The sequence below is a fragment of the Thermocrispum agreste DSM 44070 genome, assembly GCF_000427905.1.
Taxonomy (GTDB): Bacteria; Actinomycetota; Actinomycetes; order Mycobacteriales; family Pseudonocardiaceae; genus Thermocrispum; species Thermocrispum agreste.
This window is the reverse complement of the sequence record NZ_KE386604.1, coordinates 35,583-53,403: the sequence shown is the minus strand read 5'-3', so window position 1 is coordinate 53,403 and position 17,821 is coordinate 35,583. Positions and strand designations below refer to the sequence as shown.

Sequence of the window (17,821 nt, the reverse complement as noted above, 5' to 3'; positions counted from 1 at the left end):
CGCTACGAAACCGGCTCAGGCAGCTTCGGCTCGATCATCTCCGCGGCTCGATCAGCCAGCGCGCAAGCTCGTTCCGTGCCGGCCGTCGATGAGATGTAAATGTCCACCCGCCCCGAGCCCGCAGCGAAACCAAGCGTGCATTGACCTTCCACCACGTCCGCGGCGATCATCTTCGCCGGCCGGCCATCGACCTCGCCCGTCTGGGTGGATCCCGTCGTGATGAGGTCCAATTCATCGACCGACTGACCGGGACGAAGACGGACGATCATCATGAAAAAGTCGTCGTCCGCGCCCATCGCTTCTCTATTTGACCAACGACAGTTCTTGCCGCTGGTGGATACGAAATCCAGATTGTCAGCCAACTCGGCGAGTTGACTTTCCGAGAGCAGCCCGCAAGGGTTGATCGATTCCAGACTCTCGTTCTGTTCCGGCTCGCCAGCCGCCGGCGGAGACGGCTGCTGCGGAGCCTCAGCCGACGAAGGTGGCTGAGGCGCGACATCTCCATTCTTTGCCGAGACAGCGCGACCAGCTTCTTCGCCGCACGCCGCCAGCGACAAGAGCACCACACTGCCGATAACGAACTGTCGCAAGTTGGTCAGCCCGCGCACTGTCAGTCGCTCCCACGGAATCTGCCGGCAGCGTCATCGTCCAATCGCCGATAGTTCTTCATGGCGGCGTCGATTCCCTCGCGATAGAGTTCCAGAACTTTCAATGTCGACACCAAAGCTTCGGCAGCCGACCTACCACCCTCCAGATAGGCCTGTCTCGCCGCGTGCGCAAAATCGCTGGAGCCAATCTTGGGTTCGCGAGCGAGCTCCGTGGCACTCAGCAGCGCCTCACGCACGTCTACCCCTGCGACACGAAGGTAGTTCAACGCCTCCTTTGCCTGGTCGGGATCGACGGCGAACTTCCCGGCCTTGGCGGCGTTGCGGAACGCCTCTGCCCCCTTGATGGCCGCGGAGTTCTGTGCGGCAGAGCCGAACAGAGCCTCGAGGCTGCCAGCGGAAACGGCCGGCCCGGTGGGGACGAAAGCCATGCGTACAACCCCCCTCACGCTCGGTGTGCGGCGGCCAGTCTACCAGCCCCAACCAGCAGAAATGGACACTTCGGACGAGCTTTCACCCCGCCCGCACCGTCGACCCTCACAAGATCGAGTCTTCGCGATTCGTTGCCCATTGCCGACTCCTGACCGCGTTTCGGGATCCGGACGCGTGGAACCCGCCGTCTCCTTCGGCTCGATGACTTGGACGGCCGAGACGAAGCTCCCGTTCCGCACCAATCACTCCAGATGCGCGGCCAGGGTCCGCTGCAGGTACGAGGCGATGCGGCGGCTGTCGCCGGGATGCAAAGTCAGGTACGGCGGATCGCCGTCGATGGTGGTGTACCAGCGCCCAGGGCCGGAACCGTTCTCCTGGTCGAAATCCCACCAGGTCAGCCGGCACACCTGCGCCCAGCGCGACACGCCCCGCCTGGACTTCCGCACCTGGGCGTTGATGGCACCGAACCCCAACCGCGGCCGCGCGAACAGCCGCAGCACACCGCTGCCCTCGCTGGCTCGGCTCGGGCGCACTCGGGCCATGGCCATCGGATCGAACTCGTCGTCGTCCTGGCCGTAACGCGGTTCCTCCGACGAGCCGGCCATCGGCATGCGCTCTTCGGCGCCCTGGCCTGCCGGAATGTCCGGCAGCATCGACAACAGCTCCGGGATGATCGCCGCCGGGCGCACCGAACGGACGACGATCGCATTGCCCTCCTGATGAGCGACCACGGCATCCTGGCCGTCCGTGCACGCACGTGCCAGAACAAGCGCGCCGTCGACATCCCCGCTCAGCGCGATCGCCACAGGCGCCCGGGCCAGCACCACGAGCATGTCCTCGACCTGCGAGTTCACCCGCCCGGCGTCGACGACACCGCTGCGTTCCAGCACCCGGTAGGTGGCTTCCCGCAAACGCTGGCGTTCGTCCATGGTCTCGCCGACCGACGGTACGTCGAACGGCTGCGGCGGGCGCCCCAACTCGAGGTCTTCGAACAGGAAATCGACGGCTGGCAGTGACAAACGCGCCGAAACCAACCCGGTCCTCCCCCAGGATGCTTCTCTCCCTGCCTGACCGTAGCGCAGCCCGCACCATCGGAAGCGGCATTACCGCCAAATCACTCACCGGTCAGGCATCTCACGGGTGACGGACGGACCCCAACGGGCAGCTCCTTTTGCACGGGATCCCCGCCGGTCGAGGCAACGACCTGTCGTCCGGTCGAGCGATGCCCGAGCGGACAGGGAGCTGGCCACGAAGGACTGAACGCCGTAGGCGACGTCGACGCGGGGTCTGGTGCGCACCGCAGCCAGGCACGCAAAAGGCAGAAGCCGTGGACGACGTCGCCAATTTGGCGATGCTGGACCGCGCCGGAGCCCAGGCGCTCAGGAACCGCCCGCACGGTGCCGAGACTGCCGATACTGCTCCTTCTCCACCTCGTTCAACGGCCGCCCGAGCCGCTTGACCTCCGGTTTGAGGTGGCACCCGGCGTCCACCCGCAGCACCACCCTGTCCTGCGGATTCACCATCAGCCGTACCGCCGCGCCTTTGCCGTCGGACAACTGGAACACCCGGCTGACCGGGCCGTCCACGTCCAGCACCACCTGCCGGAACCCGTGCTCCCCGGTGACGTCACGCAGCACCTGCTTGGCCGCCTGCCACTGTTCCGGCTCGAGCGGCCCCATGGTGAACCACAACGGCATCCCGAAAGTCGACGCGTTGAACGGGTGCACGTCCGGGAAGTCCCCACACGGGGCCTCACTCGCCGTCGCCGGGTCGGTCTCCCATGCACCGAGCCCCAGCCGCTCGCTCAACGCGGCACGGATCCTGGCCTGCATCCGCTCGTACAGCTGCCTGGCCTGCTCGGTGTCCGGCCGGCTCATCAGCTCGGCGAACTGCTCTTCTGGACTCATCTCGCTCTCGCCACGCTCGTCCGCATCACCGGGTGTCCACGTGCTCTCGCGGCGGCTGCTTCTCGATCAGCAGGTCGTGCCGCCCGGTGATCACCGCCGCGGTGTTGTACTCGCTGGTCGCCTTCACCCGGTCCGCCTCGGTGTATCCGCTGTGGCCCTCCGAGCCGGCCAGCGGATCCCCGTCGACGGTCACCGCGTCATCGGTGTCCAACTGCCGCACACCGTCGTAGTGCTCGGGGTTGCCCCCGTACCACCCGGTGCCGGCGATCAGGTCGCCGTCCGTGCGCATGTTGTACAACTCGCCAGGCGGCACCTTCAGGCCGTCGTCGCCGTTCCACCCCGGCGAGCCTTGCGACACGAACGCGTCGACCGCATCGGTCTCCCGCAGTGCCAACGCGGTGGTCAGCGAGCCGTAAGAATGGCCGATCGCGGTGACCCGGTCCGGCGGGTGGTCCATCCGGCTCGCCCGAAGGCCTTCCAGCTCCGCGGCCAGACGCTTCGCACCGTCCTCGGCGCGGTCGTCGAAGATGCCCTCCACGATCTCGTCGACGCTGGTCTTCGGCGGCAGGTAGTCCATCCACACCACCGTCGCCACCGTCTTGTCCGTCCCGACGAGCATGTCCTGCGCGTACTGGGTGACCTCGCGCAGCTCGTCGACGTACCGATTCATGTTGTCCTCGACCGCGGAGTTCATGCCCGGCGTGTGCACGGCCACGTAGTCCGCGTTGTCGACATCGCCGATCGCCACCGCGGCACGAACCCGCTCACCCGAGGTGTCCAGCGAGATGATCGAGTTGTGCTCCGCCTGGCGTTCGAGCACGTCGAGCGCCTTGAGCTTGTCGTCGATGTGCCGCAGGTCGGAGATCGTCTGTCCGATGCCCACTTCGCGGGCCCGTTCCAGCACGAACTTCCAGTCGCGCAGGTTCTCCCGCAGCTCAAGCAGCCGTTCCCGCTCGATCGCCAACCGGTTGACGTTGGCCTCGTGCCGCGCCTGGTACGGGATGCCCTTGAGGTTGCCGATCACCTCCGGCCGGTGCGCGATCAGCCACGCGCGTTCGGAGTCGGACAGCGTGTCCCACCACGCCTTGTTCTGCGCCGGTGTGCCGTTCTCCGGCGGATCGGGCACGGTCGACTGACCCGACTCGGCGCCAGCCTCGGCGGCCTTGGTCATCGTCTCCGAGTCACTGTGGCCCTTGCCGTCGAGCACCGACTGCATGACCATCGTCAGGTCCGCGTCGATGTCCAGTCCGGTGCGGACGATCTGCTCCACCTTGGCTTCCAGGTGAGCGCGCACGTCCGGGTCCTGGCTCGGCTCACCGTCCGGACGGGGACGAACCACACCGTCGGCGATCTCGTACCCGTGCGCTCGAGCGAACTCGGCCGCCGCGTGCATCGCGTCGTGCAACCGCTGCAGACGCTCGGCCGCGTCGTCGACGGCGGCCTGCAGCATGGCGAATTCCTCCACCCGATGCAGAACGCCGCGCTCGATCTCGGCCAGCGACCGCCGTGCCGCCTCGGCCGCTTCCCCTTCCCACTCCTGGGGTGTGGCCGCCGCCCGCAGCTCGGCTTCCGTTCCTTTCAACCGCCGCAGCTCAGCCGCCAGGTCGTCGCCCACTGCCCGCAGCGCGGCAGGGTTCCACCCCGCGATGGTCTCCCAGTCGCCCACGAGTCACTGCTCCCGCTCGGCGCCCGGGGCCAGTCCGGTGAAGTCGGCCACGCCCTTCTGCTCGCCGCCGTCGTAGCGATCAGCGGCCGCGATCAGGTTCTGCGCACGCTGATCCAGCGACGACACGCTCCGCTTCAGCCGTTCTTCCCAGTAGTCACTCACCCGCGTCGCGTACTTCGCCGCGCCGGAGGAGGGCATGGCCTCCGCGATCGGGTCCGCCACCCGCGGATCGACCACCCGAAGCTCGGCCGCCACGTCCTCCGAACCACGCGCCGCGGCTCGCAGCGACCGCGGTTCGACACCGATGTCGGGCATGTCCGCACCCCCTGCGTCCCTGGTCCGCACAGGATGGCACACGCCGCCGCGCGACGGGGGTGCTTTCGGTGAAGCCGATCGGCAACGGCTGCCCGTGGCGAGCCGTTACTCCTCGGAGGCCGCGATTCCGGTCCCGATCTGGCACGCCACGCCGGTCCCGCCGATACCGCAATACCCCATCGGGTTCTTGTGCAGGTACTGCTGGTGGTAGGTCTCGGCGTAGTAGAACGGCCCGGCCTGCGCGAACTCCGTGGTGATCGGCCCCAGCCCCGACTCGGCCAGCGCGGCCTGGTAGCTCTTCGCCGACGCCTCAGCGGCCGCGCGCTGCTGCTCGTCGGCCCAGTAGACGGCCGAGCGGTACTGCGTGCCGACGTCGTTGCCCTGCCGCATACCCTGCGTCGGGTCGTGGTTTTCCCAGAACACCTTCAGCAGCTGCTCGTAGCTGATCTGCTGCGGACGGAAGACCACGAGGACGACCTCGGCGTGCCCGGTGCGCCCGGTGCACACCTCCTCGTACGTCGGATTCGGCGTGTACCCGCCGGAGTACCCGGCCGCGGTCGCATGCACCCCGTCCAGCTGCCAGAACAGCCGCTCGGCTCCCCAGAAGCAGCCCATGCCGAACACCGCCGTCCTGGTGTCCGACGGGAACGGCGGCTTGATCGAGGTGCCCAGCACGGCGTGGTTCGGCTCGACCGGCAACGGTTCACTCCGCCCCGGCAGCGCCTCGTCGGCGGAGACCATCGTGGTCTTGTCACGGGAAAGCCACATACCCCCAGCATGCCACCGTCGGCCGATGAACACGCTCGCCGATTTCATACGTGTTCGTTCGGACCCTGATCCTGGCATCGTTATGCTGCGCACACGGCGGGAGAGGACTGGACATGAGCTGGCAAGAGGAACTACGCCGGCTGGACGCCGACCTCGCGGCTGGCAGGCTGACCAAGGATCAGTACGTCCTGCGCCGGGAAGAGCTGCTGGCCCAGGCATCAGCCGCCCCCGGCATGCCGTACACCACCGCGTCTCCGGCGTCCACGGCAGGCAACTCGGCCGCGCCGGCAGCGCAGCAGACGCCGGACAACCCGAACCTCATCCGGCCGGGCAGGCCCCCGGTGCCCGCGCACGAGCTGCTGGCGACCAACCGGCCGACCACCGCGCCGAGCCCGGCCGACTTCCAGCCCACCGAGGCCATCCCCTTCCCACCGCACGTTCAGGCCCCAGGGCACGCCCAGAGCTCCACGCCCACCGCGCCGTACCAACAGCCCGCGGCCGATGCCGTCACCCAGCCGGCGCCGCCGCCTGCCCAGCAGACGGAACCGCACGCCGTCTCGCCCACTGGCCTCGGCGGGCCGGACGGCAAGCGATCCGCCGGTGAGTCCACCAAGAAGCCCGACACCCGGCTCGCCCAGGCGGACGACTCCGGAAAGCCTGCCAAGATTTCCATGCTGGTCGGTCTCGGTGCGGTGGTCGCCATCCTGATCGGCGCCGCCCTGTGGTGGGTGAACTCCACCGACCGCACCGCAGGCCAGACCAGCGCGGCGCCCCCGCCTGCGGCCTCGACGCCGTCGCAAACCCCCACCATCGCACCGTCGTCGACCCCGCAGGCCGGGTCGGCGGACAGCGGCAGCACCCCGTCCGGGCTGGTCGACCAGCTGCCGCAACTGCCGGGCGTGCTCAACCGCAACAGTGGCACCTACACCCCGAAGCAGGCTGCCGACCGCAATCTCTTCGGCGCCGACGAAGCCCAGCTGCTGCAGACCCACGGCGTGCAGAGCGTGACGTGGAAGGGCTCCAGCCGACGGGCCGGGGACACCGACCTCTCCTACGTCGTGCTGGTCGCGGAGAACTCGTCCCGGGAGAAGGCGGAATCGACCGCCGCCGCGATGCGTCAGCTGAGCGCCAGCCGGGTGCCCAAGGTGAACGGCCTACCCGGCTACACGGGCCTGGCGACCTACCGGAAGACTTCCGACGAGAGCAGCGTGTACCGGGTCATCTACACGTCCGGGAACAAGACCATCCGGCTCGGCGTCGCGGCCACCCCGGGTGGCGACGACAAGCTGCTCGAGGAAGAAGTGACCGTCCTGCTCGACGAGATCACCAGGACGCTACCGCCCAACAAGGGGTGATCGGTGGGAGTCGAACGCAACCGCTCGACCTGGGAACGCCTTGGCAAGGACGACCCGCTGTGGGCGATCATGCCCTACCCGGCGGAGAAGAGCGCCAACTGGGATCTCGACGAGTTCATGGCCACCGGCGTGGCCGACATCGAGCTGGTGGTCAAACACCTGGCCGAGCACTCGTTGCGCCTGCACGGACGGGTGCTGGATTTCGGGTGCGGGGTGGGCAGGCTGACCAACGCCATCGCCGAGCAGCCCGACGTCACGTCGGTGGTCGGCGTCGACGTCGCCTCGTCGATGGTCGAGCGCGCGCGGCAGTACAACCGGCACCCGGACCGCGTCGAGTTCCATGCCTACGACGGAACGCTGCTGCCGTTCGCCGACGGCGAGTTCGACTGTGCGGTCAGCCTGGTGGTCATCCAGCACGCCCCGCCGCTGGCCCAGCTGCGCTACCTGGTGGAGCTGAACCGGGTCGTCGCCCCTGGCGGTGTCCTCGTGGTGCAGGTCGTCACCGAGCCGCGGCTGCCCGACCCGCTGCCCGCCGAGGCCCTGCGCGCCCGCTTCGAACCGTTCGCCGTGCCCGCATGCCTGCGCCCGGGCGAGTCCGCACGCCTGACGGTGCGGCTGCACAACGACAGCTCCGCGGTGTGGCCGTCGGGTGTCCGGCTGCGCCTGGGCAATCACTGGCGACGCGGCGACGAGATGGTCGTCCGGGACGACGGGCGCGCCGACCTGCCGTCGGACGTGCCGCCGGGCGGGACGGTCGAGCTGCCGCTGACCGTGACCGCACCCACCGACCCCGGCACGTACCAGCTCGAATTCGACATGGTTCAGGAACTCGTCACCTGGTGGTCGGAGGCGGGCAACCCGACGCACCGCGTCGGCGTCGACGTCGTGGGAGAGCCGGTACCGGTCCCGGAGGAACGTCCCGACGACGTCACCCGAGGCGTGGAAATGCACGCCGTGCCAGACCACCTGGTGCGCGACATCGTGCACCACTGCGGCAATCAGGTCATCTCGCGCGTCGAGGACCATTACTCCGACGGCTTCTGGGACAGCTACACCTACGTGATCCGCATCGGCGGTTAGGTCACGACTTGGTAGGTCCCTGCGCCGTCGTTTCCCGGTCCGGAGAGAATGTGCCAGTCTCGCGTGTCAGCGCCGCACGACAGCGCCACACGACGATGCGGTACGGGGTGCGGTGCGGTTGACGTACGACTGGCGGTACGACTGACGTACGACTGAAAGGCCCGAAAGGGGGTGCCAGGGGTGTCCTGGCAGGAGGAGCTGCGCAAGCTCGACGAGGACTTCTCGGCCGGCAAGATCACGGCCGACGAGTATCGGGTCCGTCGTGATCAGGTGCTGTCTTCGGCCGTCGCGCCACAGGGGGACGACGCGGGCGGCGCCAACGCCGAGGCCACGCAGATCGTCGGCCCTGCGCAGCAGCCCCAGCAGCCCGGCGATGCCGACTCCACGCAGCTGGTGTCGCCACCGGGCCAACCGGACGCCTCGGACGCAACGCAGGTCGTGCAGCCGCCGCCTGCGGACCCGACGCCGAAGTACTCGCCGGACGCCACGCAAGCCGTGTCGTGGAACGCGCAGCCACCGGGCGCGCCGTATCCGCCGTCGCCGCCGTACGGGACCCCGCAACCGCAGTCCGGGGGCTTCCCGCAGCAGCCGCCGTCCCCGCCCGGCGGTTTCCCGCAGCAGCCGGGATACCCGCCGCAGCAGGCGGCCTGGGGTCAGCAGCAGCAGCAAGCGGAACCGCCGGTGTGGGGCGGCGAGGAGTTCCCGCCCATCGCACCGCCGACCGAGCCCGACTGGGTGGCGCAGGGCCCGGAGTTCGACGACGACTCCGACGAGAAGGGCCGCGTCGGCAAGATCATCGGCGCGGTGGTGGCCGTCGTGGTGCTGGCAGGCATCGGCATCGGCGCCTGGCTGCTGTGGGGCAAGGACTCCACCCAGCCCGCCGCCGACGACAAGCAGACCACCCAGCAACAACAGCAGCCCGGGCCGAGCGGTGAGGTCAGCCCGCCGCCGACCTCACCCACCGAGGAGCCCGACCCGCTGCCGATCGCCGAACTGCCGGGTCGCGCCGAGAAGCACCCGGAGGTCAGCACGTTCGAGGACATGCCGGAGCGGAACTACTTCAACAAGAAGGAGCTGGCCGCCTACCGCAAGGCGGGCGCCGGCGACACCAAGTTCCACGTCCAGCACCTCGGCGAAGCCGGTGACGTGACCATCGTGCTGGCCGCGACGGACTCGGCGCAGCAGGGCGAGGCCGCGGTCAAGGAGCTGCGCAAGATCCAGATCGACAACAACGCCAAGCCGATGAAGAACGCCCCGGCGAACGTGGAGGTCACCGAGATCACCACCGACCGGGGGTCGGAGATCCGCGGGCACTACCTGAGCGGCAACGTGATCGTCCGGATCGAGCTGCGCAGCGAGAAGGCCCTCAGCGAGGCACGCACCGAGTTCCTGACGGTGCTGAACGCGCAGCTGGAGGAGCTGCCCGCCGATGGCAGCTGAGCAAGCGATCAGCCCAGCCGCCGCGCGGGTGACCGCCTGCACGGTCGTGGCACGCAACTACCTGCCCGCGGCTCGGGTGCTGGCCCGCTCCTACCGCGAGCACCACCCGGACCACGAGTTCGTCATCGCGGTCATCGACGCCGACACCCCCGCCGTGGCCGCGGGCCCGGACCTGTCCGAGGTCACCGAGGCGCGCGTGATCGGCCCTGCGGAGTTCGGCATCGACAAGCAGGACTACCTGCGGATGGCCACCGCCTACGACGTCACCGAACTGGCCACCGCGGTCAAGCCGTACGTGCTGCGGGAGCTGCGTCGCGCGGGCCGGGACGTGGTGATCTACCTGGATCCGGACATCACCGTGTTCCGGCCGATGCCCGAAGTGGCCGAGCTGGCCATGCGGCATCAGCTGGTGCTCACGCCGCACTTCACCGAGCCGCTGCCGCGCGACGGGCTGGAGCCGGACGAATCGGTGATCATGGGTACCGGGGTGTTCAACCTGGGCTTCGTGGCCACCGGGCCCGGCTCGGAGGAGTTCCTGGACTTCTGGGCCGAGCGGCTGCGGCACGACGCCATCGTGGCCCCGGAGCAGCAGCTGTTCACCGATCAGCGGTGGGTGGACCAGGTACCCGCGTTGTTCGAGCACACCGTGCTGCGCGATCCGGGCTTCAACGTCGCCTACTGGAACCTGCACGAGCGGCCGCTGGCCAAGGCCGCCGACGGTACCGTGACCGCGGGCGGGTCGCCACTCCGGTTCTTCCACTTCAGCGGCTACCGGCCGGAGCGTCCGTGGCTGCTGACGTTGCACTGCGCCCGCAGGCCGCGCGTGCTCCTGTCCGACCATCCGGTGCTGCGCGAGCTGTGCGACTCCTACGGCGCCGCCCTGCGCGAAGCGGGCTACGCCGAGACGCTGGAAGCCATCCCTTACGGCTACGCCACCTTCCCGGACGGCACGCCGCTGACCCGCACCATCCGGCGGGTGTTCCGGGCAGGCTGGGTTCTCGCCGAAGGCCCGGACGTCAATCTGCCCTCGCCGCGTCTCCGCCCGGAAATCCCACCGCACGCGTTCGGTCCGGACGGCGGGACTGCGCTGCGCGAATGGCTCACCTCGCCGGAGGACCAGGCCCAGGCGGCTGCCGGGTTGCACCGGCTGGCCATGGCCGCCTGGCACAGCAGGGTCGACCTGCAGCTGGCCTTCCCCAAGCCCACCGGGCCCGACGCGGAGGCGTTCCGGCACTGGTGCGCGGGGTCCGGGGTGAAGGAGGGCTTGCTTCCGGAGTGGGCGGTGCCGGAGGACCCGCCGCCGATGGCCCGCCCGGTGGACGAGTTCGGGGTGAACCTGGCCGGTTACCTGACCGCCGAACTGGGCCTGGGCGAGATGGGCCGCATCGTGCACGAGGCCATCACCCGGGCGGGCATCGACGTGATCTCGGTGGTCGAGGAGCGGTCGCTGTCCAACCGCACCGGCGTGCGTCACAAGGGGACCGTCGGCCGACCGCGTTTCCCGGTGACCGTGCTGGCGGTGAACGCCGACCAGACGCCGGTGATCCTGGCCAACTACCCGGAGCTGGCCCACGAGCGCTACGTCATCGGCCTGTGGGCGTGGGAGCTGGAGGACTTCCCCTCCTGGCAGCACGACGCCTTCGACATGGTCGACGAGGTGTGGACGATCAGCGAGTTCTGCCGGGAGGCCATCGCGGCGGCCGCCACCGTCCCGGTGAAGACCATCCCGGTTCCGGTGCGGGACCCGGGCGCACCGGTCGACCGGAAGCGCAAGCCCGGAGACCCGGTGCGGTTCCTGTTCGCGTTCGACTTCAACTCGGTCGGGGAGCGGAAGAACCCGTGGGGCCTGGTCAAGGCCTTCCAGCGTGCCTTCCCCGAACGTGACGACGTGCGGCTGACCATCAAGGCGATCAACGGGGACAAGAACCCGCACAACGCGGAACGGCTCCGGGTGCTCGTCGCGGGCGACGACCGGATCGAGCTCGTCGAACGGTATTTGAGCGTCGAGGAACTGGACGAGCTGTACCGCAGCGCGGACTGCTACGTGTCACTGCACCGCTCGGAAGGGTTCGGGCTGACGGTGGCCGAGGCGATGGCCCGGGGCCTGCCGGTGATCAGCACCGACTACTCGTCCACTACGGAGTTCTTCGACGAACGCACCGGGTGGCCGATCCCGTACCGGCTGATCCCGGTCGGGAAGGGCAACTTCCCGTACCACGCCGACGCGGTGTGGGCGGATCCCGACCTCGACGCGGCGGCCGCGGCGATGCGGGAAGTGGCCGACGACCCCGAGGAGGCCGCGCGCCGCGGCCGGGCAGCCCGCGAGCACGTGCTGCGCACCCGCACGATGAAGGCCGCCTCCGAGTGGATGGCCACCCAGCTGCGCCAGGCGTATCAGAAGTGGCAGGCCCGGCACGCCGCCGCTGCGGCGCAACCCGCGGTGGTGGATCCGCTCGACCCGTTGCGCGCGGCTCGCGGCAAGGTCGAGCAGCCGCCGGACCCGCACACCGCGTCCCGGCTTCCCGGCGCCCCGGCCATGCGCAAGGCCGTGCTGCGCGTCCTCGACCACTACGACGTGCACCAGCGCGGAATCCACTCGGCGATCGCCGACAGTGTCGAGCAGTCCGCGGCGTTGCTGCTGTCGCGCATCGAAAGCCTGGAAGCGCGGCTGGCCGCGCAGGAGACCATGCTGTCCGAGCGGATCCAGGCCGAGGTCGACCGGGCGGCCGGCCCGGCGGTGAAGCGGGCCGGGCACGCCATGCGCGAGGTGACCAGCGTGCGGGACCAGCTCGAGCAGCTGCGTGCTGCCCAGGAGCATGTGGCGTCCACGTCCGACCTGGACAAGCTCAACGACCGGGTCCAGCAGAGCGAACGCTGGACGCACGCGATGTTCGCCTCTCGGGACGAACGTGCCGACACCGTCGAGCACACGCTGCAGACGTTGCGACGCGAGATCGATGCGGTGCACGAAGCCGCCCGGATGCTGCACGCCCCGGTGCCCGACGGCATGGACGTGGTGCTGTGCGACGCGGGTGCCCTGCTGCTGCCGCAGGACACCGTGGTCCGGGAGTGGATCGCCTATCACCGTTCGTGGGAGGAAGCGGAAGCCGCGCTGCTGCGGAAGCTGATGAGCGAGCGTCCCGGCGCATTCGTCGACGTCGGAGCGCACGTCGGCTATCACACGCTGCGGCTGCTGCGGTCATGCCCGCAGGTCGAGAAGGCCGTCGCGGTCGAAGTTCACCCGACGAACTTCGCCTGCCTCGAGCGCAACGTGGCGGCGAATCTGCCCACCTCGATCCGGGACCGCGTGCACGCCATTCAGGTCGCGGCTTGGGACGCGGACGGCGTGGTCGAGCTGATCAGCCCGGACTCCGGCAACAGCGGCGATCACCGGGTTCGGGCCGTTCGCTCCGCCGACTCCGAGGTGGGCGTGCCGGCCGTGCGGCTGGATCAGGTCCCCGAGATACGGGACGCCTCGGTCACCGTGGTCAAGGTGGATCTGCAGGGGCGTGACCACCGTGCGCTGGCCGGCTTGGCCGAGGTGCTGCGCCGCGACAAGCCCGAGGTGGTGTGCGAATTCTGCCCGGACGCCATCGAAGAACTGGGCGACGATCCGCGCGCGGCGTTGACGGGGTACCGGGAGCTGGGATATGTCCCGGTGATTGTGGGCACAGACGGGCCGGAAGAGGGTTCCGTCGACGACGCTGAACTCGTACGGTTGGCGCGCGCCGAGGAAACGGGATTCCTCACGTTGTGGCTGCATCCGCGCTGACCCACCGGAGGCGCCTTGGGGGTAGGCGATGAGGTCGACGAACGCAGGTCGGATCGTCACGACCGTCGTCGCCGCGGTAGCGATCATCGCCCTGGGCGTCTGCGGATGGATCGCGTGGGGGCAGTACGTGCCGCTCAAGCACGCCAGGGGCACTCCCCCGATCGGCGAATCGGGCCGGTCACCGGTGGACCCGCTGGCCGTCGCCGAGATCGGTGGGGCGAAGGAGAACTATGCGCAGGTGGACTCGCTCGCCGCGGTGGCGGGTCAGCGCATGCTCACCAGGGACGAGCTGCTGGCGTTGTACACCAACGGCGGTGGCCGGGTGCGTTTGGCGGTGAGCAGGCACGACGTGGGCAAAGCCATCGTGCTGCTGGTGCAGATGCCCAGCAGGCAGGATGCCCGCACGGCGCTGAACGAGCTGGCGAAGCTGCAGGACGACTACGGCTTCGAACGGGTGACCAGGCGCGTGCCGAAGGGCGTGCACGCCGGGGTCATCGGCGGGAAGAACCCGGCCGAGCCGGGCGGCCGAGCGCACTACCAGCACGACGACATCCTGGTGCGGGTGGAATTCCGGGGGCCTCGGCGTGCGTCGGCCGAGGCGAAGTTCTTCCAGGTCCTCGAGGCACAGGTGCGGGCGGTCGAGCCGGATGACTGACACCACGCGGCTGTGGCGGGAACCCGAGCGGACGGGGTTCTCGCGGGTCGCGCCTGTGCCGCAGGCCGGCTTCGATCCCAGGGCCGACCCGACGAACTGGCAGACGCAGCCGATCCCGGCGGTGCAAACGGCGACCACGGCACGGCCGTCGCAGCCACCACGGCCGGCGGGCATGTACGTCATGGCGGCGGCCGGTGTCGTGCTTGTGCTCTACAGCTACTTGGTGGCGTTGTGGCCGGTGCGGCACGGTTTCACTCCGGACGTGGTGCTGGCGACCCGGGAGTGGTTGTCGTTCCCGCTGGGCGTCGGCGCCGACTTCGGCCTGTTCGGCATCGGGCTGCTGCTGGCCGCCGGGGGCTTCTGGGCCTGCGACCGGCTCACCCGGCCCGGGCTGGGCCGCGGCAGGCTGCTCTGGCAGGTGGTCGCCCGCGGCTACCTGCCGTACGTGCTGGCTTGCACGCTCAGCTACCTGCTGCTGCTCGGCAACGCGGAACCGTTCACCGAACCTCGGCGGCCCGATCCGGAACCGGGGACGCTGCCGCTGAACCTGCTGCTGGCGGAGCGACTGGCCGGGCACGACAGCCTCATCGGGCTTGGCTGGGCTGTGGCGGCGGCCTTCCTCACCGCGGTGTTGATCGCGCTCACCGCGCCGCTGCTCACCCGTAGCCGGTGGCTCGCGCTCACCGGGCTCGCCGTGCAGCTCGTAGTGATCTCGGCCGTGGTGCTGACCGCCGCGGGAGCCGGCGGCTGGTATCACAAGCTGGGTGAGCTGACGACCTGGTGCATGTTCGCGTTGGTCGGGCAGCTGGCGTGGGTCGTCCGCAGGCATCCGGGCTCGGGCTGGCCCGCCGGGCCGATCGGCGTCGGATGCCTCGCGGTGTTCGTCGCCGCCGAGCACGGGTACCAGCTGCTGGCCGAACAGTGGCTGCCAGTCACGCTGCTGTTCGTCGCGCTCGTGGTTCTGCTGGCCGCGCGGGCCCCCGCACACGGAGGCAAAGCCGACAGCAACCGGGTGGTCCGCTGGCTGGGCTCACGGGCGTATCCAGCGGTTCTGTTGGCCTGCGCGCTCGGCTATCCGCTGGTCGGCGGGCTGTACTACGCCAAGCTGCCGTTCGGCGTCGCCGTCCTGATCGCGATCGCCGTCACCCTGGCCCTGGCAGAGGCGGTGCACCGGCTGAGCGTGGTGATCGCCCGATGACCGCACCCGTGGGCACCAGGGCCCGGTACTACGGGCTCGACCTGTTGCGTGTGCTCGCTTCGCTGCTGGTCGTCTACACGCACATTGCAGGCTGGTACTCCACCCGCGGACACGAGTGGTGGGCTTCGGCGTGGGTCGACCAGGACGTGATCGCCCCACTGCATCTGAACCCGACCCTGTCGTTTCTCGGGGTGGCCACGTTCCTCGTGGTCAGCGGACTGGTGGTCACCCACGTGGCGGACCGCGAGACGGCGCCGCAGTTCCTTCGCCGTCGCCTGGTGCGGATCTTCCCGCTGCTGCTGGTGGTGTCGCTGGCCGGCTGGATCCTGATCAACATCGGCGTCTACCGCTCGGAGAGCAAGCAGACGTCGATGGACATGCTGGACCTGCTGACCGGCTCGACCATGGTCGGCTTCTTCACCACGCCGGAAGTGATCATCATCGGCCCGGCCTGGACGCTGCTGGTGCAGGTGTTCTTCTACGCGTATGTGGCGATCACCATCCCGCTGCTGCGCCGCCACGCGTGGATCCCGCCCGCGCTCGCCGCCGCGCTGGTGATCATCGTGCTCGGCCTGACCAGCAACGGCGCGGACATCGCCACCCGCCGGTTCGGGATCATCGCCGCGTACTTCCCGGTGCTGATCATCGGCATGTTGATCTCCCTGGTGCGCGCGGGCAAGGTGCCGATGAGCGCGGGCGTGAGCATCGGCGCCGTGCACTTCCTGCTGTTCGTCTGGGCCGATCGCATTGGGGGCCACTTCCACACCGGCACCGAACACCCCCGCACGCTGGCGCTGGTCTTCTGCGTGGTGGTGCTGGCCATGGCCGCATCGGACCGGGTGAGCAGGGCGAAGCTGACCAAGGCATGGTCCGCCCGCACCTACGCGATCTACCTGCTGCACCCGCTGTGCCTGTATCCGATGCTCGACTGGCTTTCCCCCGAACTGGGCACCGATCTCGCCCTGGTGCTCGCGTTGCTGCTGCTCGCGGCGGTGACCGAAGTGGCGCACCGGTTCTTCGAAGCACCGCTGAACCGGTGGGTGCGGGCCAGGGAAAAGCGGGCGGACGCTGCGCAGCGCACGCCAGCCGCGTCAGGCCGCTGACGATCCCCTGGTGACGGTGCGCAGCGCCCGAACCAGGACGACCGCCAGCAGTCCGCCACTCAGCAGTTGCGCCAGGCCGCCCGGCAGCTCCCACCACCGGCTGTCCTCGGCCACCAGCGCGGTGTCCCCGACGAGGTTCACCACGGTCCAGCCACCCCAGGCCAACACCGCGGACGACCCGAACCAGGCGGCGAGCATGGGCGCGGCGAACTTGCGACCACCAGCCGGAGAGAACGACCAGACCCCCGCCACCGCGGCCAGCGCCAGCAAAGTCCGCAGTATGGCCATTGCGGCGGCCGCCGGGGCGACCTCGCTGGGCTGGAAGACGTCGATCAGCAGGAGTACGGCCGCGGTGAGCGCCAGGACCGTCCCGGCTACCGCAAACCCCCGGTCGGCCGCGGTCAGCCGAGGTGTCCGCTGCTCGAACACCTCCGGCCAACGCTGCCGCGCATACAGCACGAACGCGGCGGTGAGCAGCACACCGAGGACGACGAAGCCGGTGTAGACCAGCGGGACGACCCACTCGGCGACCGGCATTGCGATCTCGTCCTGCGGCGACGGTGCCCGCACCACGGCGGTCGCCACCACGGCCACCGGAACTCCGACCACGATCGGCCCGAGCAGGCCGCAGCCGACGAAGATCGGCAGGAGCACCAGCCACGCGGGCAACCGCTGCCCGAACGGGTAGGTGAACACGACCGCCAGGACGATGGCGACGGCGTCCATGGCCAGCGTGAGCGTGTTCAACGCCAGCAGCGACGGATCGTCGGCGAGCTCGGGGTCGGTGACCCCGACCGGCACCCCCGCGACCCAGAGCGTCTTCAGCACCAGGTACGGCAGCGCGCTGACGATCGCCGCATAACAGATCACCCGGCGGCCGAGACTCGGCCGCTGCACCTCGGCCGTGGCTGGCTTGGTGATCACGTCTGTCAGCCTAGAGGCGAACGATGATCAGCTGCCGGGAATTCGCCGGATTCCCCCGCATAGTCGCCGGAACGGGCGGAAGACGCCCACGCCGTGTAACTTCTCGTTGGCCGACCACTTAATCAGGATCAAACCGGAACTCCGGATCGTGGAGCCGGGGTCGTTGTCGGTGCTTGCCGGGGCCCCGACAGAGCGGATAGTCAGTTGCGGCGCCCCTCGTCCAGTGGCGTGGCTGAACGTGTGATGCGCCGCAGAGCTACGAGGAGCATCTGCGCCCCCGGCCGCGGCGTCGCGGCACGAACCGACTGAGGTGGAATCAAGTGTGCGAGAAACTGGGGTTCCGTCGTGTATCGTCGCAGCTCAGGAAGTGTCGTCCCCGCGCACGCGGGGCTGATCCTCCTCGGAGATGCTGCCCTTGACCTGTTTGCCCGGTCGTCCCCGCGCACGCGGGGCTGATCCCCTCAACAACCTTAAGGCCAGCCTTCTTGAGAAGTCGTCCCCGCGCACGCGGGGCTGATCCCGAGCTGTTCGCGGCCTACACCGCTTTCACCCAGTCGTCCCCGCGCACGCGGGGCTGATCCTCCTGCGACGGTGGGCATTC

15 protein-coding genes and 1 CRISPR repeat array (1 of these 16 running past the window's edge) are annotated in these 17,821 nt (G+C 69.4%); of the genes, 7 read left to right on the top strand and 8 right to left on the bottom strand.

The features are described from left to right. Nucleotides 1-2: 2 nt before the first annotated feature. From YWY_RS23805 to msrA, 7 genes are all read right to left on the bottom strand, one after another. Nucleotides 3-608, bottom strand: coding sequence for a DUF3558 domain-containing protein (locus YWY_RS23805; RefSeq protein ID WP_169725257.1), 606 nt, complete (start codon nt 606-608; stop codon nt 3-5). A gap of 2 nt (nt 609-610) precedes the next feature. After that, nucleotides 611-1,036: a hypothetical protein gene (locus tag YWY_RS23355; RefSeq protein WP_051310305.1), complete on the bottom strand. Its 426-nt coding sequence runs from the start codon at nt 1,034-1,036 to the stop codon at nt 611-613. A 243-nt stretch (nt 1,037-1,279) separates the two neighbouring features. Further along, complete coding sequence (locus YWY_RS23350; protein WP_051310304.1) at nt 1,280-2,056, bottom strand: ESX secretion-associated protein EspG; 777 nt, start codon at nt 2,054-2,056, stop codon at nt 1,280-1,282. 360 nt (nt 2,057-2,416) lie between these two features. After that, nucleotides 2,417-2,944 (bottom strand): LppA family lipoprotein, encoded by a 528-nt coding sequence (locus YWY_RS0114940; protein WP_028848275.1) that lies wholly within the window; start codon nt 2,942-2,944, stop codon nt 2,417-2,419. Nucleotides 2,945-2,969: 25 nt separating this feature from the next. Continuing rightward, a complete protein-coding gene (locus tag YWY_RS0114935) occupies nt 2,970-4,610 on the bottom strand; it encodes an alpha/beta hydrolase (RefSeq protein WP_028848274.1) in 1,641 nt (546 codons plus the stop codon). A 3-nt stretch (nt 4,611-4,613) separates the two neighbouring features. Then, nucleotides 4,614-4,925 (bottom strand): hypothetical protein, encoded by a 312-nt coding sequence (locus tag YWY_RS0114930; protein ID WP_156899283.1) that lies wholly within the window; start codon nt 4,923-4,925, stop codon nt 4,614-4,616. Between the two features lie 105 nt (nt 4,926-5,030). Continuing rightward, a complete protein-coding gene (gene msrA / locus YWY_RS0114925) occupies nt 5,031-5,693 on the bottom strand; it encodes a peptide-methionine (S)-S-oxide reductase MsrA (protein ID WP_028848272.1) in 663 nt (220 codons plus the stop codon). Between the two features lie 113 nt (nt 5,694-5,806). Between msrA and YWY_RS0114920 the strand changes: the two genes are divergently transcribed. The 7 genes from YWY_RS0114920 to YWY_RS0114890 all read left to right on the top strand — a co-directional run bounded on the left by YWY_RS0114920 (nt 5,807) and on the right by YWY_RS0114890 (nt 16,296). Beyond that, nucleotides 5,807-7,048 (top strand): hypothetical protein, encoded by a 1,242-nt coding sequence (locus YWY_RS0114920; RefSeq protein WP_028848271.1) that lies wholly within the window; start codon nt 5,807-5,809, stop codon nt 7,046-7,048. 3 nt (nt 7,049-7,051) lie between these two features. Then, the gene (locus tag YWY_RS23345; RefSeq protein WP_051310303.1) at nt 7,052-8,128 is read left to right on the top strand and encodes a methyltransferase domain-containing protein; all 1,077 of its coding nucleotides are present in this window, start codon (nt 7,052-7,054) and stop codon (nt 8,126-8,128) included. A gap of 180 nt (nt 8,129-8,308) precedes the next feature. Beyond that, nucleotides 8,309-9,568 (top strand): hypothetical protein, encoded by a 1,260-nt coding sequence (locus YWY_RS0114910; protein ID WP_028848270.1) that lies wholly within the window; start codon nt 8,309-8,311, stop codon nt 9,566-9,568. Continuing rightward, complete coding sequence (locus YWY_RS0114905) at nt 9,558-13,340, top strand: FkbM family methyltransferase (RefSeq protein WP_051310302.1); 3,783 nt, start codon at nt 9,558-9,560, stop codon at nt 13,338-13,340. Before YWY_RS0114910 ends, YWY_RS0114905 begins: the two co-directional genes overlap by 11 nt. 28 nt (nt 13,341-13,368) lie before the next feature. Continuing rightward, nucleotides 13,369-13,995, top strand: coding sequence for a hypothetical protein (locus tag YWY_RS22195; RefSeq protein ID WP_028848268.1), 627 nt, complete (start codon nt 13,369-13,371; stop codon nt 13,993-13,995). Next, nucleotides 13,988-15,193, top strand: a complete 1,206-nt coding sequence (locus YWY_RS24180; RefSeq protein WP_028848267.1) for a DUF1109 family protein — start codon at nt 13,988-13,990, stop codon at nt 15,191-15,193. The genes YWY_RS22195 and YWY_RS24180 overlap by 8 nt, the downstream gene beginning before the upstream one ends. Then, on the top strand, nt 15,190-16,296 hold the full coding sequence (locus YWY_RS0114890; RefSeq protein ID WP_028848266.1) for an acyltransferase family protein: 1,107 nt from the start codon (nt 15,190-15,192) through the stop codon (nt 16,294-16,296). Before YWY_RS24180 ends, YWY_RS0114890 begins: the two co-directional genes overlap by 4 nt. Here the strand turns inward: YWY_RS0114890 and YWY_RS22190 are convergent. Then, nucleotides 16,285-17,220 (bottom strand): hypothetical protein, encoded by a 936-nt coding sequence (locus YWY_RS22190; protein ID WP_051310301.1) that lies wholly within the window; start codon nt 17,218-17,220, stop codon nt 16,285-16,287. The two genes, YWY_RS0114890 and YWY_RS22190, sit on opposite strands and share 12 nt — an antisense overlap. A 369-nt stretch (nt 17,221-17,589) precedes the next feature. Further along, a CRISPR array of direct repeats spans nt 17,590-17,821; the repeat unit is 28 nt; unit sequence GTCGTCCCCGCGCACGCGGGGCTGATCC; it runs 720 nt beyond the window's last position.

Excerpts from the sequence above, each read along its gene's own strand:
- YWY_RS23355 (WP_051310305.1), bottom strand. The coding sequence starts at position 1,036 with ATGGCTTTCGTCCCCACCGGGCCGGCCGTTTCCGCTGGCAGCCTCGAG.
- YWY_RS0114940 (WP_028848275.1), bottom strand. The coding sequence starts at position 2,944 with ATGAGTCCAGAAGAGCAGTTCGCCGAGCTGATGAGCCGGCCGGACACC.
- YWY_RS0114930 (WP_156899283.1), bottom strand. The coding sequence starts at position 4,925 with ATGCCCGACATCGGTGTCGAACCGCGGTCGCTGCGAGCCGCGGCGCGT.
- msrA (WP_028848272.1), bottom strand. The coding sequence starts at position 5,693 with ATGTGGCTTTCCCGTGACAAGACCACGATGGTCTCCGCCGACGAGGCG.
- YWY_RS0114920 (WP_028848271.1), top strand. The coding sequence starts at position 5,807 with ATGAGCTGGCAAGAGGAACTACGCCGGCTGGACGCCGACCTCGCGGCT.
- YWY_RS0114905 (WP_051310302.1), top strand. The coding sequence starts at position 9,558 with ATGGCAGCTGAGCAAGCGATCAGCCCAGCCGCCGCGCGGGTGACCGCC.
- YWY_RS22195 (WP_028848268.1), top strand. The coding sequence starts at position 13,369 with ATGAGGTCGACGAACGCAGGTCGGATCGTCACGACCGTCGTCGCCGCG.
- YWY_RS24180 (WP_028848267.1), top strand. The coding sequence starts at position 13,988 with ATGACTGACACCACGCGGCTGTGGCGGGAACCCGAGCGGACGGGGTTC.
- YWY_RS0114890 (WP_028848266.1), top strand. The coding sequence starts at position 15,190 with ATGACCGCACCCGTGGGCACCAGGGCCCGGTACTACGGGCTCGACCTG.